We start from the raw sequence: 13,461 nt of genomic DNA on the forward strand, positions 1-13,461 counted from the left end.
CTGCCGGGCAGAACGGGCTCATTGTTGTGCCCCGCGGACCACTGCTATCCCCGGCCGGGGTCGCGCAGCTTAAAGGTCCGGCGGTACCGCTTCGGCGTCATGCCGGTGATGCGCTTGAACAGCCGGCGGAAGAAGGCCGGATCCTCGTAACCCACCCGCCAGCTGATTTCGTCCACCGGGTCGTCCGTGCCCTCCAGTTCCGCCTTGGCCCGGGTGATCCGCAACTGTTGCAGATAGCGGATGGGACTGAGTCCGGTCGCCTTGTGAAAGCGGCGGTTGAAGGTTCGGGCCGCGAGGCCGGAGGCCTGCTGTGCGCGCTCCAGCGGGCGAGGCTGGTGGCTGTGCTGCTGCAGCCACTGCTGTGCCGCGAGGATCGGGCCGTCGCCATGCCGGCGGTGCTCCTGGAACATGACATACGGGGCCTGTCCGTCGAGATGGCTACTGAGCAGGAAATACTTGGCAATGGCCCGCGCCGCCTGGGGCGACGCGTAGCGTCCGATCAGGTGGAGTACCAGGTCATGCCAGGCGGCCGACGCGCCGGACATGACGATGCGCTCCGAGGCGCCAGTGGTGAGCAGCACCTTGTCGATATTCAGCCGGACCTTGGGAAAATGGCGGCGGAAAAGGGCCTCGAAGGCCCAGTGCTGGGTGGCCTCATAACCGTCCAGCAGCCCGGTCTCCGCCAGCAGCATGGCGCCGGTGCAGGCGGAGCAGATCAGGCTGCCCTGGCGATGCATGCGGATGATCCACGCGGTCAGGTCGGGGTAGGGATCGGCGGGCCAGTCCGGGGTCAGCAGGTAGAGGGAGGGAATGATCAGTACATCGGTCCGTGTCACCTCGCTGAGGCGGAATTGTAGCGGCAACGGCATGCCCATGACATTGTAGATGACGCCGTCGTCCGGCGCGGCCTGCTCCCAGAACGAGTCCGGTACCACCACCCTGGCCTGGAAGGCGACGGAACCCGGCACCATGTGGGCGAAGCTGTTGAGCACGCCGTGCAGGCCGCCCAGGGCGGAGACATCCACCTCGGGGGTGGCCACCAGGCTGATATGGATCGTCCCTTGATCGGGCATATTCCCTCCCATGCTGGCTGAATCGCCTCGCTTCTGACCATTTTGCCCCTTACTCCCGCGAGACTCAATTGGCATGCTGATACTTGTCCGTCAATGCGACATACCGACAGGAGGTGGTCCATGAACAGTCAATACTCAGGCTCCCCGGCGGAGGTTTACGAGCGGCACTTTGTCCCGGCGCTGTTCCGCCAATGGGGTGATGTCCTGGCCGATACGGCGAAAGTCGGCCCGGGAGACCGGGTGCTGGACGTGGCGTGCGGTACCGGGGTGCTGGCCTGTGCCGCGGCCGCCCGCGCGGGTGCGGATGGTGAGGTCAGCGGGCTGGATATCAACCCGGAGATGCTCGACGTCGCCCGGCAAAAAGGTGTCCCCATCGATTGGCGGCAGGGGCGGGCCGAGGCGATCCCGTACCAGAATGACAGTTTTGACCGGGTGGTCAGCCAGTTCGGATTCATGTTCTTCGAGGACCAGGCGGCCGCCTTGCGGGAGATGCTGCGGGTACTGCGGCCCGGCGGGCATCTGGCCGTCGCGGTCTGCGACGCGCTGGATCACTCCCCCGGCTACGCGGTGCTGGCCGAACTGTTGCATCGGCTGTTCGGTGACGGGGTGGCCGAGGCGTTCCGTGCCCCCTTTAGCTGCGGACACCGGGAACTCCTGGTGGCCCGCGCTGAAACGGCTGGCATTACCGACTCGGGGCGCCGGGCAGTGACGGTCGACCGGCATGACGGCCAGGTCGTGTTTCCCTCCGTGGAGGCCCTGGTCTCCACCGAGCGGGCCTGCGCCTGGACTCTGGGGGGACTGCTCGATGCATACCAGTTCGGGCGGCTGGCGGCCGAGGCGGAGGAGTCCTTCCGGCCCTTCCTGACAGCGGAGGGGGCGGTCGCCTTTGACATGCCGGTGTTGATCCTGAGCGCCATCAAGTAGGGCGGGGCGCCAGGGTCCCGCCAGGGGGCCGGTCCGGAGGAACCCCGGAACAGGCTTCTTCCACCGGCTGCTACCGACGCCCGCGCCGGCGGCAGGGGCGGGTGCAGACTCTTTTTCCCCGGTCATAAGTAAATTCTCGGCAGTCGACAAGGTTCTTGGGGCAGGTCAACTGTTAGGCAGTTAACACGGCCAAAATCCCCGAAGGGGGATAGACTGTATCCTGACTGTGCGGGCTGCCTCCGGTGCTGTAATGAGTTCATACGCCACGCTGACCATCGATCTTCGTCAGATGATTTTTGCCATCGAGTCGGCGGTCTCGCAAGTGGGCATGAACGATACCAACCACGGCAAGCGGGTGGGCTATATCGCCGGTCAGCTGGCGCATCAACTCGGCTGGAGCGAGCAGGAGATCCAGTTCGCCTTCGAGCTGGGGCTGCTGCACGACTGCGGCGTCTCCACCGAACAGATGCACACCAGCCTGGTCAACCACTTCGACTGGAGCGATGCCCACATCCATTGCGAGATCGGCTACCGCCTGTTGAAGGACTTTGCGCCACTGGCCGCCTTCGCCACCCCCATCCTCTATCACCACACACCCTGGGAGGAGCTTCGGCGGCTGGATATCAGCGATCGGGACAAGCGGATGGCCAACCTCATCTTCCTCTCCGACCGTATCGATGTCCTGGCCGTCGCCCATTACGAAACCGATATCCTGCTGGCCCGGGAGGAGGTGGTGAAATCCATCGCCGGTTATGGCGACCGCTATTTCGATCCGTCGATGGTCGAGGTCTTTCAACAGGCCGAGCGGTCGGAGGCGTTCTGGATCGCCCTGGAGGACCGGCATGTGACCCGCTACGTGTGGGACATGGGGCGGTTCGGCAGCAGCGAGCGGTTGAGCATCGCCCAGGTCAAGCAGCTGTCGCTGATCCTGGCCTATATCGTCGATCAGAAGAGCCCGTTCACCGCCCAGCACTCGGTCCGGGTGGCCGCTCTGGCCCGCTACCTGGCGGCGACCCGCGGCCTGCCGGCCGAACAGTGCGAGAAGATCGAGATCGCCGGCCTGCTGCACGACCTGGGCAAGTTGCACATGCCGGACAGTATCCTGGAGAAGGCGGGACCGCTGAACGAGCTGGAGCGTTCCATCATGAACCAGCACAGCTACGAGACCTTCGAGATCCTGCGCCATATCAAGGGACTCGACGAGATCGCCAACTGGGCGGCGTTCCATCACGAGGGGCTGAACGGCGCCGGCTACCCCTTCCATCCCCGGGAGCTGGACCTGTGCGTCGAGGCGCGGATCATCGCCGTGGCCGATGTCTTTCAGGCCCTGGTGCAGGACCGGCCCTACCGGGCCGGCATGCAGATCGGTGCAGTGTTGTCCATTCTCGAAAAGTTTGCGCTGAGCGGAAAACTCGACCCGGAGGTGGTGGCCCTAGCCGGGCAACATGCCGAGGACTGTTTCCGGATCGCCCAGGGCGAGGATCGGGCGGAAGGGGAGAGTCCGCTGTGGCTGTTCTGACCAGACGGCTTTCGTGATGATGGAAACAACCTGGGTTTAAACCCGCAATGCCGGGTTGATCTAGCCGGCACGGCTGGTGCGCAATCCCCTGATGCGATTGATCATCGATGCAAAAAATCCACTACTGACCGACGCGGCGGAGAGGTTGGTTGAGTGTGCCTGCTCAGCTGTCCCCTCTGTTTCGCCGGTAATGCGTACCGCCAGGGTGTGCTTGTCGACAATGTGGCGTTTCGCCAGATTGGGATTGGCCTTCAGTTCTTTATGTTTGCGCAGGCCGGCCTCAATACAGAGTCGACACATGCCATGTTTCACCGGTTTGGTCAGAAAACGGAAGATCTGCCCCTCGTTGATCAGGTCAATCACCGTATTCGCATCATTGCAGTTGGTCATGACGATACTGACGATATCCGGATGATAGTGCTTGAGCAGTTTGATCATCGAGGTGACGTCGTTCCGGCCGATCCGGGTCTCGGAGACGATGACGCCGATAGACTCTTTCTCGAGCAGGTTGAGAGCCGCTTCCATGTCATGGGTATAGAACACCTGGCTACGATTGATCAGGCTATCGCGGATGTGAACACTGCTCTCCCGGTCACCATCCAGCACCAGGACGGCCGGATTATCAATGTCAGTCATCGCGTCATTCGGTTCGGCGTAGGCGCCAGGGCTTGTCTTGAAACTTTTTATAATATCGCTGGCAGTGTGTGAGGCGGAATCGGCCGCCAGATTGACCACCTCCTTCAACTCCCTGTTTACCCATGGCTTCTGTACAAAGCGGAATATCTCTCCCTTGTTCACGGAGCCGACCGTGGCATCAAAATCGGAGTACCCGGTCAACAGAATGCGCATACTGGCCGGGCATAACTCTTTTGCCTGGTGCAGGACTTCCACACCCGTCATGCCCGGCATCTTCTGATCGCTGACGATCACGTCGACCTTCTGCTGTTTCAGTATCTCAATGGCCTTGGCACCACTGTCGGCAACCAATACGTTGTATTGCCGTTTGAACAGCCACCTCATGGTGTTCAGAATATGCGGTTCATCGTCGACGAAGAGGACGGATTGAAGGGCTTGCGTCATGTCGATATCACTCTGTTGATTGTTGGGTTATCAGGCGGCCTTCCTGTTTCCGGATTCCGTCTGGACAGGCAATTGAACCGTAAACGTGGTGCCTTTACCGACGCTTGACCGGACACCGATCACACCATGGTGTTGTTCAACGATCTCCTTTGATATCGATAGGCCGAGCCCGGTGCCTTCCTCGACACCTTTGGTGGTGAAGTAAGCCTCAAATATGGACTCCAGGTTTTTCTCCGGTATACCGGTGCCGTTGTCCTCGACTTCCACCTTGATATAGCCGTCATCCACGAAGCTGCGTATCGAGATAGTGCCATTGACGGGATCGACGGCATGGGCGGCGTTGTTGATCAGATTGATGAATACCTGGTTTAACTGTGACGGCATACACTCGATCAGGGGCAATTCGCCAAAATCACGATGGATGGTTATATGTTCCGGAATGGTGCTGCGCGCAATATAGAGAACATTTTCCAGACAGTTATTAAGATTGAAATCCACCACACTGTTCTGATCGATCCGGGTAAACTTCTTCAAGTGAGAAACCAGCTCCGACATCTGTGCCAGGCCACTTTGTGTTTGTGCAAGCATTTCGATCAGATCTTCAATCTCCGTCAACTCCTCATAACCGTCAGTTTCCCTGAGCAGCTTGTGCGTATATTTTATGTTGATGCCGGTTGAATCTTTGCTGCGTCTCGATTTGGCAAAATTGATCAATTGTCTGCCATAGCTGCTCGGCAGCCGCAGATTGTCCAGACCTTCTACCGCCAGTTCCATATTGCTGCGGGTGAAGGCGAGCGGCGTATTGAGCTCGTGGGCAACCGACGCCACCATATGGCCCAGGGATGCCATCTTTTCCGACTGGGCAATCTGCATACGTGACTTCTGATTCTCTATATCCTGCTGTTTAATGATCTGATCAGCCCGTTTCACGATAACCAGCAGGGCGATAAACAGCAGTCCCAAAAGACCGGCGATGCCGGCCACCACCATGTATTGGGTTTCACGCAACTTGGCCAGAAAGCGGGTTACATCGGAATAGATCTCGAACACACCTTCCAGCTTCCCCGTCTTCGGGTTGTATACCGGTATGTAACTGGAGACGACGTCACGATCGCTGATCGTTTCGTCAAATGCGTCAAAGGTGTCGCGATGGGAGAGCGCACTGGCCGGTACGCCGTTTTTGGCAGAGAGAAACCCGGAGTTCTGGCTCTTGTCTTCCCCCACCTGGCTGTTCTGGGTGGAGAATACCGTCCGTCCCTCCAGGTTGAACGCTTTCACCTTGATCACCGGCAACCCTTTCAAGAGGGACGTGGTGAGATTGAAGATGCGTTGCATCTCCGGATGTTTTTTCAATGACTCGGTCGAGACTGTGCCGGATCTGTTGATGAGGAAATCAAACTCTGGCCAGATGGAGTTGGATATCACCCGGGTCATGTTGATGTTCTGGTTTTCCTCCTGCTCAACCAGCGCAGCCGTTTGAATCCTGTTTTGCACAAAATTGAGCGAAAAGGCCACAATCAAGAACACCACCAGACTGGCGATTGTAAAATAACGGACCAGTTGAAATTTCACGCGGCACCTCGCAATGCTTTATCGATATGGCTACGTGCGTGCAATATGCGAGCCAGAAACTGCACTAAAATCAGGGTTTTTATCCAGGCCGGCCAATGGACCTGATCAAGTGATATTAGCCATTAAAATCAACAGAATAAGGTTGATATGGACAAGCCATTTCCGGTTGTCCCCGGGTGCGTAAGCCCCACGGCTGTGCGACATGCCTGTCCCGGCTATCGCAGAATTGGGAGGGATTCCCGGAAATGGGAGAATGGGGATCCAATGCGTCGTGCGCCGGCCGCGCATTTGTCACCCTCTGTACCGGGTAAAAGTTAGAAGAGTAAAGGAGTATAGGAGTGAGCGGGGAAGGCTAATGTCCCCGTTTACTTTATTTTCCGACCGTTAAGCCGCCTTGTATTCCTTACTGGAGCGGACTATTTTTTAGACGACAGATGGCGGGGTGACTGGACCTTGCAGTGATAATATCAGCGTCGAGTGTCCGGTAGGCTGTCTGAAAATGCTAGATGGACTGCTCGTGATTGTAAGCAGGTATCACTATCGAAGGTTTCCGAATCCCTAGCAGGGAGGGGTATAAAATGAACAGCATACGTGGCAATGTCTTTGCGTTCATGGTTGCAACTCTATCAATCTTTTCGCTGGGAATAATGAATACCGCAAGCGCTGCAACGGCCGAGGATCTGGATAAGGATTCCCAGCAGGCCTTGCAGAGGCTCTATAAAACCAATTCTCTTGCCGAGGACATTTCGCGCACCGCCAAGGCGATACTCGTCTTCCCGAATATCGTAAAGGCTGGGCTGGTGTTCGGCGGCAGCTATGGCGAAGGAGAGTTGATCAAGGGCTCGACAGTCGTTGATTATTATAATTCCGTTTCCGGATCCTGGGGTCTGCAGGCAGGTGCTCAGTCCTACGGATATGCCGTGTTTTTGATGACAGATGCGGCTGTTCGCTATATTGAAAAGACCGATGGTTGGGAAATTGGCGTCGGTCCAACAATTGTTGTGGTTGACGAAGGGATCGCAAAGAATCTTTCGACATCCTCACTGAAGGATGATGCCTATGCGTTTATTTTCAGTCAGCAAGGACTGATGGCGGGAGTCAGTATTGAGGGAACAAAAATCACCAAGATCAGTCGGTAAATCAATCAGGACGGATGCAATGTGCATCCGTCCTGATTCGGAAAAGAAGCGAAAAAGGGGAGGGGGTGAATTTTAATCAGCTAGGCCAATTGTTCATTTTTAAATCCCTCCGTCCCCTCCACTCTTTTATCATGTAGTAGGCGGTATAGCCGTCGGTCTCATGACCGGTACCGTTTGTGGTGTGGTCACCGAAACTGCCTATCGGACTGGTTAACAACCTGTCCCCGATAGCACACCAGTGGAAACCCGCTGATCGCCCGGTAGCGATCGTCGCCAACCACCACATCCCCTAAGTGACCGGCAGCAGGGGGATTTTGGGTGTTTCACAATCGCTGGCACCGAATTTGCTTTCTGTTCGCGGACTAATAATCCGAGAAGGGAGACCAAACCACCATGGAGTTATTGGAAGAGCCGTTACTGGCGCTTGGCGTCAACCTGCTGGCCATCGCCCTGATGGCGATCTGCCTGTCCCAGGCGCTACGGCTGCGTGCCCGGGTACCGGGCGGGCTGATCAAGCGCAAGCTGGATTATCTTTTTCTGCTGGTGCTCTTCTTTGCCGCCGGTTACCTGGTGCCGCCGTTCCTCGGTATGGTGCCCGATGGCATGCGCCCCCTGCTGGTCTCGGTATTTTCGGTGTTCGGCGCCGTCTATGTGTTCATCAGCGTCAAGCTGCTGGACGACGTAATCCGTGCCCTGGCGGAGTAGCCATGCCACTGCACGATGAACTGGTGCTGGTCCGCACGGCGGCGGGACGCCAGGAACTCGAACAGCGATCAAGGACGCTGAGCCTGTCCCTGCGCAAACTGCTGATCCTGACCGACGGTAACAACCGGGTGGGGGATCTGAGACGGCTCATGGGGTCGGAGAACGGCCTGGACCGGGATCTGTGCGAACTGATATGCCGTGGCTTGGTGGTGACTCTACTGGCCGAGTCCCCGCCCGTGTGTGATTTCCCCCCGCACCAGCATCTGGCGGCCAACCTGGCCATCGCCTATCTGAACGGGCATGCCAAACCGCTGTTCGGGATTATCGCCGGGATGGCGGAGTCGGGGGCGGAGCGTGCCGAGGCGATAGGGCGCATCGAGCGGCTGGTGTGCCTGACCATCGACGAGCAGGCGGCGATGGAACTGGCCCAATGTCTGCGGCTGGTGCCGCCGGATGGGCAGGCAATCGGGTAGGGTGGCTGACCTCGTGGGCACAAGAGGCGTGTCCACCCTACCGGTTTTCTGCCGGGTTATTGTTGTTCTTGTTCAATCCGCTGCTTTCGCTCGGATGCGGTATCGTTGATGAACTTATTCATTTGCTCGCCAAACGCCTGAACATCCTGTGGTCTTGTTGGGACCCGTGGAGGGTTACTGTTGTTGCTTTCCTCTGTCGTCTCAACGCCGGTGCCAGTAGTAGTGGAAGAGCCGAGATTTAATTGGCGGGCCACCAGCAGACCGACTATCAATAAGGTCGCCAACAGAATAATCATTCGCATTGATTCTTCCTCTTCCGGAGAACTGTCAGGTGACTGCTACCATCGCTCAGTCGGCTTCATGGCGGGTGTTCGCTCCATCCGATTAAAGATGTACTTGCCCTGCTTGCCTGACAACCTGACTAGGTTTTATTCCGTTCATTATTTTGCTGGAGCTTGAATGCGGCATACGCTGATCTTGAAGAACTTACCGGTTCATAACCGTTTTCCTCACACCACGCAAGTAACTCATCAATTCTAATTGAAATCTTCACGATGTCTTGACCAGAAGCGCGCAATTCCGAGAAGGCTTCGCTGGCACTCTTCCGCCACACTTCATATGTGTCGTCAGTGCCGTCTGGATCGAGTTCCTTCAGTAACTTCCATTGCGCTTCATCATACCAGCACATCGCCAAACGCATTTGGTCATTTTGTTCCATCAGGGCTCCCTCTCTGCTTCATGGCGCTATATCTTCATCTTTTCCAGTTATCCCCAATGCTTACGGGTAATTTTGCATGGTCAACGCTTGCTGCAGCACCGCTTTGCACAAGCCATATGGATAATGTTCCGTGCACCCGGTTTGGGGAAGGACAATGTCCGGCTCAATACCATTCCCCTCAATCGCCTTGCCGTTGGAGTCGAACAGGTAATTGACGGGTATCAACATGATCGCCCCCTTGTTGATCCTGGCCACCGTCCTGACCAGGCCGGCACCGGCCGTTTTCTTTCCAACGACCGTACCGAGGTGGTGATTTTTGATAAAGCCGGCAAACAGCTCGGCACCGCTGGACGTCTTTTCATCCACAACGACAACTGTCGCTTTGCCTGATCCGGCTGACGTAGCCTGCTTGTCAGTATAGTACTTGCCGGGCATGGCGCCTCTTGTCTCGCCAATCAGCAAATTGCCTGGTCCAAACAGCTGGGCGACCTTGTTAACGCTGTATAACGTGCCGCCCAGATTGCCTCTGAGATCAATTACGATGCCGCGGGCAGAATGGAATACCTCGCTTCTCAAGATCCCTTTTAATTCTGTCACGGTGTCATCCACAAAGCGTGTGATGCCGATGTAGAGCAGGCCGTCATCGAGCGGTTCGGCCAGGATAGCTTTCTCCGGTTCCGGTTCCGGTTGCTTCTGTTTTATATTGGCAGGGTCGAAAATCTTGATGGTACCGGCTTTTACCAGGGCGCATATCTCCTTATCTTTCAACGCCTGTTGAGGACGTGGCCGTCAGGATAGGCATATAACCGGTTCACCTCTCGTGTCATTCGCGCCAGGTCGGGGGCGGAGAACTGATGGTCCGCCATCGTTTCAGGCAGGTCGCATCTGTTGGCCTGACCCTCTTGAGGCGGATTTGAAACACAGCCGGTGACAAGCAAAAGCAGGCTGAAAATGCTGAGTTTTTTCATAAAAAATCGTTGTCGTTTTCAAAAGGTGGCAATATCAAAATCAACATAATCTGCGACTGTAGATTAGGGTGGCGCAGGAACGTAGGGTGGGCACGTTTTTTGTGCCCACGCGATCATACGGTACTCGCCTAGGCCAATCTTGGATTGATCACATAGGTACCCATGATACTGGCGCTGTCCAACACATGACCCTCGATGGCCGCGAGCGCCTCGGGACCGCCAAAGCGGCCACTCAGGCCGCAGCTGTCGATATCCAGCGCGTAGAGCGTGAACCGGTAGTGGTGCACAATGCTGTCGTTCCAGGGCGGGCAGGGGCCGTCGTAGCCATAGTAGTCCCCCGCCATGTCGGCATCCCCCGCAAACCAGTCGGTGTAGCTGTTGATGCCGCGAATGCCGCCGGCGGGCGACGTGCCGCCCGGCTTCCCCTTTGGCGTGACGCCATCGGCATCGGCCGCGGCGACGATCTCTCGCTGAGAGGCCGGAATATCCACCAGCACCCAGTGGTAGAAATCGACCCGGGGCAGATCGGCCGGTACCTCGCGCCCCTCCTGATTCACGTCATCCGGCTTGCTGGGTACATCGGGATCGTGGCAGACCAGTACAAAGGAGCGCGTTCCATCGGGGACTTCATCCCAGCTCAGGTCCGGGTTCCGGTTGTCGGCAAGCGTTACATGACTACTGTCATCATGCTTGCCAAAGGCATTCGCTACGGGAATGGGCTGGTTGTCCCGGATTTGGTTGCTTGTCAGTTTCATCACGTTCTCCTCCTGCTTTTGGCATGAGTTAGGGCTCGCGCAAGAATAATTTCGCAGTACCGAGGGCGTCGCCGGGTTACTCTGGGCGCCACGCTGGCAAGGCACGCTTTGCAGGCAATGGCCGCTCCCGGCCATCCATGGCCTCCGCGGCATAAGTCCATCCATGGACAAACCCGCTCCCTTGGCAAAAAGCGTAACGCCGCCAGCGGGGTCCAGTTGCGACCGAATACCGAAACTTATTTTGCGCGAGCCCTTAACACGCTGTGGCGATATCGGTCATCGGTTGACATCCTCCCCCGCCTGAAGGCGGGGGATTCCTACGACGCTCAGGCGAGGCATCGTGCCGCCCCTGAGTCGCTTCGGTGGGTTCCTGCTGCTGGCGGCATTACCGCACCGCTCACTTCACAGGCTAACCGGGCGTGTCCCGCCCTTAAAATATTGATCGCGCCGACCACATCGGCGTTTTCCTCGAAGCCGCATTCGACGCACGCAAAACGCTCCTGTGTCCGGCGGTTGTCCGCCGATACATGGCCGCAGCATGGACAGGTTCGACTGGAGTTTCTGGGCGGCACCGCGATGAGATGCCCGCCGTTCCACGCCAGCTTGTAGTCCAGTTGGCGGCGGAACTCGAACCAGCCTTGATCGAGGATGGATTTGTTCAGGCCGGACTTGGCCCGAACCTGTTTTCCCGGCTGTTCGGCGTTACCTTTGGCAGACTTGGACATGTTCCGCACCTGCAAGTCCTCGATACACATCATCGCGTGGTTTTGGCTGATCGCGGTTGAGGTTTTGTGCAGGTAGTCGCGGCGGGCATTGCCGATGCGGGAATGGATTCGCTGGACGCGGGTTTTCGCCTGCTTCCAGTTGTTGCTGAACTTGGTCTTACGGCTCATCACCTGCTGCGCCTTGCGCAAGGCGGCTTCATGCCGCTTGAAGCTGTTGAGCGGCGCGTAGTAAGTGCCGTTGCTCAAGGTGGCGAAGCGCGCCACACCCATGTCGATACCGACCGCGCCCCCTCTCGGCAGCGGCTGCTCGACCTCGCGCGCGGTCTGGATCGACACGTACCACTTGCCGCCCGACTGGCTGACGGTGACGTTCTTCACCACGCCCAGCACACCCCGGCTGTTGCGATAGCGCAGCCAGCCGAGCTTGGGCAGGAAGATGCGGCTGTTGCCCTGATCGAGCTTGATCTGTTTCGGATCGGGGTAACGGAAACTGTCGTTCTGCCCCTTGCGTTTGAAGCGCGGAAAAAAACGCCGGGAGCGTTTTTTCGCGTCAGCCCCGGAGGGGTGAGGCGCAGGGATGCGTCGAACAAAATCCGCCCGCTTGGCGAAGAAGTTGGCGTAGGCCCGCTCCAGATCCTTGAGCGTCTGTTGCAGCGGGTGCGTCGGCGCATCCTTGAGCCAAGGCGTCTCGGTGCTGTTGCGCCATTCGGTGAGCAACTTGCAGAGGCCCGCGTAGCCGAGCTTCTTCTCACCCTGCTCGTAGAGATCCTTCTGCATCGCCAGCGCCTTGTTGAACACGTACCGGCACGATCCGGCAAAGCGGCGCATCTGGCACTGCTGTTCGCTGATCGGTATCAGTTCGTATTTGAAGGCTTGCAGGCGTTGCATTATCAATACCTGTATGTTCATCCAGTGCCGGCATTATAGGACGGCTGCGCCGTCCACGCTATTCTTCCCCGGCCTGAAGGCCGAGGCTTGTCGCGCACCTGGTCAGGCCCGATCGGCTCTGAACTTCTCAGACTTTCTATCCCCGCCCCTGGCCTTCGGCTCTACCCGTCGGTCCAGCTTCTTCTGGATGCGCTCCTTGAACCGATCATTGCCCAGCACCCAAGCCTTGTTTGTCGCTTCCCGGATTTCGCTAAGACTATCATTCGATATGCGGTGTTTAAAGAGTTGGCGGTAGGCGGCTTGCCGTTCTTCAATTGTTTTCCCCAAACGTCTGAATTCAAGGTGTGGGGTCACCAGCGCATTCGGTTGCCCCAGCGCGTTGTAATGGTAACTCGACCAGCGATAATCGGACGGGTGTGCGATCATGCCCGCCCTTACCGGGTTCAGTTCGATGTAGCGCATGCAGGTTAACAAATAGGATTCACTATCAACCAATGTGGCCTTGTAGCGGCCTTCCCATAAAGTGCCGGTGCGCTGGTAGCAATGGTTGAAGTACTGGACATAGTAGCGTCCCAGCTTCTGCATGGCTTTGGAGAGGCCTTGCTCCGTATGCGGGGTGATCAGCAAATGTAGGTGATTGGTCATCAGTACATAGGCATGAAGATCGCAACTATGGGCCTTGCAGGCTAACTGGAGTTTTTCCAGATAGAACAGGTAGTCTGCATCGGCACAAAATATTTCGGCTCGGTTGTTGCCCCGCAGAATGACGTGTTGCGGTTGGCCGGGGATTACGAATCGGGGTAAGCGTGCCATTTCCTTGCTCTCGGAATAGTTGATGCAGGCACTATACTGCGCCTTCAATCAAATATCAATCGAGTCTGACCCCATTGAATCGTGACCCCATTGAATCGGTGATAAATAG

At 57.4% G+C, this 13,461-nt stretch carries 15 protein-coding genes; 5 read left to right on the top strand and 10 right to left on the bottom strand.

Annotation, left to right across the window (positions count from 1 at the left end):
• Positions 1 to 44 precede the first annotated feature (44 nt).
• Complete coding sequence (locus NPX02_RS18415) at positions 45 to 1,073, bottom strand: GlxA family transcriptional regulator (protein WP_260295385.1); 1,029 nt, start codon at positions 1,071 to 1,073, stop codon at positions 45 to 47.
• 120 nt (positions 1,074 to 1,193) lie between these two features.
• Here NPX02_RS18415 and NPX02_RS18420 point away from each other — a divergent pair, with 120 nt between their 5' ends.
• Both NPX02_RS18420 and NPX02_RS18425 read left to right on the top strand, forming a co-directional pair.
• On the top strand, positions 1,194 to 1,997 hold the full coding sequence (locus NPX02_RS18420; RefSeq protein WP_260295386.1) for a methyltransferase domain-containing protein: 804 nt from the start codon (positions 1,194 to 1,196) through the stop codon (positions 1,995 to 1,997).
• A gap of 250 nt (positions 1,998 to 2,247) precedes the next feature.
• Positions 2,248 to 3,516 (top strand): HD-GYP domain-containing protein, encoded by a 1,269-nt coding sequence (locus NPX02_RS18425; RefSeq protein WP_260295388.1) that lies wholly within the window; start codon positions 2,248 to 2,250, stop codon positions 3,514 to 3,516.
• 60 nt (positions 3,517 to 3,576) lie between these two features.
• On the opposite strand, the gene NPX02_RS18430 is transcribed toward NPX02_RS18425, so the two are convergent.
• Together NPX02_RS18430 and NPX02_RS21525 are read right to left on the bottom strand one after the other, a co-directional pair.
• The gene (locus NPX02_RS18430) at positions 3,577 to 4,596 is read right to left on the bottom strand and encodes a response regulator (RefSeq protein WP_260295389.1); all 1,020 of its coding nucleotides are present in this window, start codon (positions 4,594 to 4,596) and stop codon (positions 3,577 to 3,579) included.
• Positions 4,597 to 4,626: 30 nt separating this feature from the next.
• Positions 4,627 to 6,168: a sensor histidine kinase gene (locus NPX02_RS21525; protein WP_260295391.1), complete on the bottom strand. Its 1,542-nt coding sequence runs from the start codon at positions 6,166 to 6,168 to the stop codon at positions 4,627 to 4,629.
• A 578-nt stretch (positions 6,169 to 6,746) separates the two neighbouring features.
• Between NPX02_RS21525 and NPX02_RS18440 the strand changes: the two genes are divergently transcribed.
• From NPX02_RS18440 to NPX02_RS18450, 3 genes are all read left to right on the top strand, one after another.
• Positions 6,747 to 7,307, top strand: coding sequence for a lipid-binding SYLF domain-containing protein (locus tag NPX02_RS18440; RefSeq protein ID WP_260295392.1), 561 nt, complete (start codon positions 6,747 to 6,749; stop codon positions 7,305 to 7,307).
• 393 nt (positions 7,308 to 7,700) lie between these two features.
• Complete coding sequence (locus NPX02_RS18445) at positions 7,701 to 8,012, top strand: hypothetical protein (protein ID WP_260295393.1); 312 nt, start codon at positions 7,701 to 7,703, stop codon at positions 8,010 to 8,012.
• 2 nt (positions 8,013 to 8,014) lie between these two features.
• Positions 8,015 to 8,485: a hypothetical protein gene (locus tag NPX02_RS18450; RefSeq protein WP_260295394.1), complete on the top strand. Its 471-nt coding sequence runs from the start codon at positions 8,015 to 8,017 to the stop codon at positions 8,483 to 8,485.
• A 56-nt stretch (positions 8,486 to 8,541) separates the two neighbouring features.
• Here NPX02_RS18450 and NPX02_RS18455 read toward each other — a convergent pair whose 3' ends face one another.
• The 7 genes from NPX02_RS18455 to NPX02_RS18485 form a co-directional block, all read right to left on the bottom strand.
• Complete coding sequence (locus NPX02_RS18455; RefSeq protein WP_260295395.1) at positions 8,542 to 8,787, bottom strand: hypothetical protein; 246 nt, start codon at positions 8,785 to 8,787, stop codon at positions 8,542 to 8,544.
• Positions 8,788 to 8,906: 119 nt separating this feature from the next.
• Entirely contained in the window at positions 8,907 to 9,203 is a 297-nt protein-coding gene (locus NPX02_RS18460; RefSeq protein WP_260295397.1) for a hypothetical protein, read from the bottom strand.
• A 60-nt stretch (positions 9,204 to 9,263) separates the two neighbouring features.
• Complete coding sequence (locus tag NPX02_RS18465; protein WP_260295398.1) at positions 9,264 to 9,971, bottom strand: S41 family peptidase; 708 nt, start codon at positions 9,969 to 9,971, stop codon at positions 9,264 to 9,266.
• Entirely contained in the window at positions 9,968 to 10,171 is a 204-nt protein-coding gene (locus tag NPX02_RS18470; protein ID WP_260295399.1) for a hypothetical protein, read from the bottom strand. Before NPX02_RS18470 ends, NPX02_RS18465 begins: the two co-directional genes overlap by 4 nt.
• Before the next feature lie 128 nt (positions 10,172 to 10,299).
• Entirely contained in the window at positions 10,300 to 10,926 is a 627-nt protein-coding gene (locus NPX02_RS18475) for a YbhB/YbcL family Raf kinase inhibitor-like protein (RefSeq protein WP_260295400.1), read from the bottom strand.
• Between the two features lie 326 nt (positions 10,927 to 11,252).
• Positions 11,253 to 12,539, bottom strand: coding sequence for an RNA-guided endonuclease InsQ/TnpB family protein (locus NPX02_RS18480; protein WP_260295401.1), 1,287 nt, complete (start codon positions 12,537 to 12,539; stop codon positions 11,253 to 11,255).
• Between the two features lie 102 nt (positions 12,540 to 12,641).
• Positions 12,642 to 13,352 (bottom strand): transposase, encoded by a 711-nt coding sequence (locus tag NPX02_RS18485; protein ID WP_260295403.1) that lies wholly within the window; start codon positions 13,350 to 13,352, stop codon positions 12,642 to 12,644.
• Positions 13,353 to 13,461: the final 109 nt, after the last annotated feature.

The organism is Sedimenticola hydrogenitrophicus, from assembly GCF_025175675.1.
GTDB classification, from domain to species: Bacteria; Pseudomonadota; Gammaproteobacteria; order Chromatiales; family Chromatiaceae; genus Sedimenticola; species Sedimenticola hydrogenitrophicus.

Bases quoted from the DNA above. Each gene is read 5' to 3' on its own strand.
- NPX02_RS18415 (WP_260295385.1), bottom strand. From the start codon at position 1,073: ATGCCCGATCAAGGGACGATCCATATCAGCCTGGTGGCCACCCCCGAG.
- NPX02_RS18420 (WP_260295386.1), top strand. From the start codon at position 1,194: ATGAACAGTCAATACTCAGGCTCCCCGGCGGAGGTTTACGAGCGGCAC.
- NPX02_RS18425 (WP_260295388.1), top strand. From the start codon at position 2,248: ATGAGTTCATACGCCACGCTGACCATCGATCTTCGTCAGATGATTTTT.
- NPX02_RS18430 (WP_260295389.1), bottom strand. From the start codon at position 4,596: ATGACGCAAGCCCTTCAATCCGTCCTCTTCGTCGACGATGAACCGCAT.
- NPX02_RS18440 (WP_260295392.1), top strand. From the start codon at position 6,747: ATGAACAGCATACGTGGCAATGTCTTTGCGTTCATGGTTGCAACTCTA.
- NPX02_RS18445 (WP_260295393.1), top strand. From the start codon at position 7,701: ATGGAGTTATTGGAAGAGCCGTTACTGGCGCTTGGCGTCAACCTGCTG.
- NPX02_RS18450 (WP_260295394.1), top strand. From the start codon at position 8,015: ATGCCACTGCACGATGAACTGGTGCTGGTCCGCACGGCGGCGGGACGC.
- NPX02_RS18455 (WP_260295395.1), bottom strand. From the start codon at position 8,787: ATGCGAATGATTATTCTGTTGGCGACCTTATTGATAGTCGGTCTGCTG.
- NPX02_RS18460 (WP_260295397.1), bottom strand. From the start codon at position 9,203: ATGGAACAAAATGACCAAATGCGTTTGGCGATGTGCTGGTATGATGAA.
- NPX02_RS18470 (WP_260295399.1), bottom strand. From the start codon at position 10,171: ATGAAAAAACTCAGCATTTTCAGCCTGCTTTTGCTTGTCACCGGCTGT.
- NPX02_RS18475 (WP_260295400.1), bottom strand. From the start codon at position 10,926: ATGAAACTGACAAGCAACCAAATCCGGGACAACCAGCCCATTCCCGTA.
- NPX02_RS18480 (WP_260295401.1), bottom strand. From the start codon at position 12,539: ATGCAACGCCTGCAAGCCTTCAAATACGAACTGATACCGATCAGCGAA.
- NPX02_RS18485 (WP_260295403.1), bottom strand. From the start codon at position 13,352: ATGGCACGCTTACCCCGATTCGTAATCCCCGGCCAACCGCAACACGTC.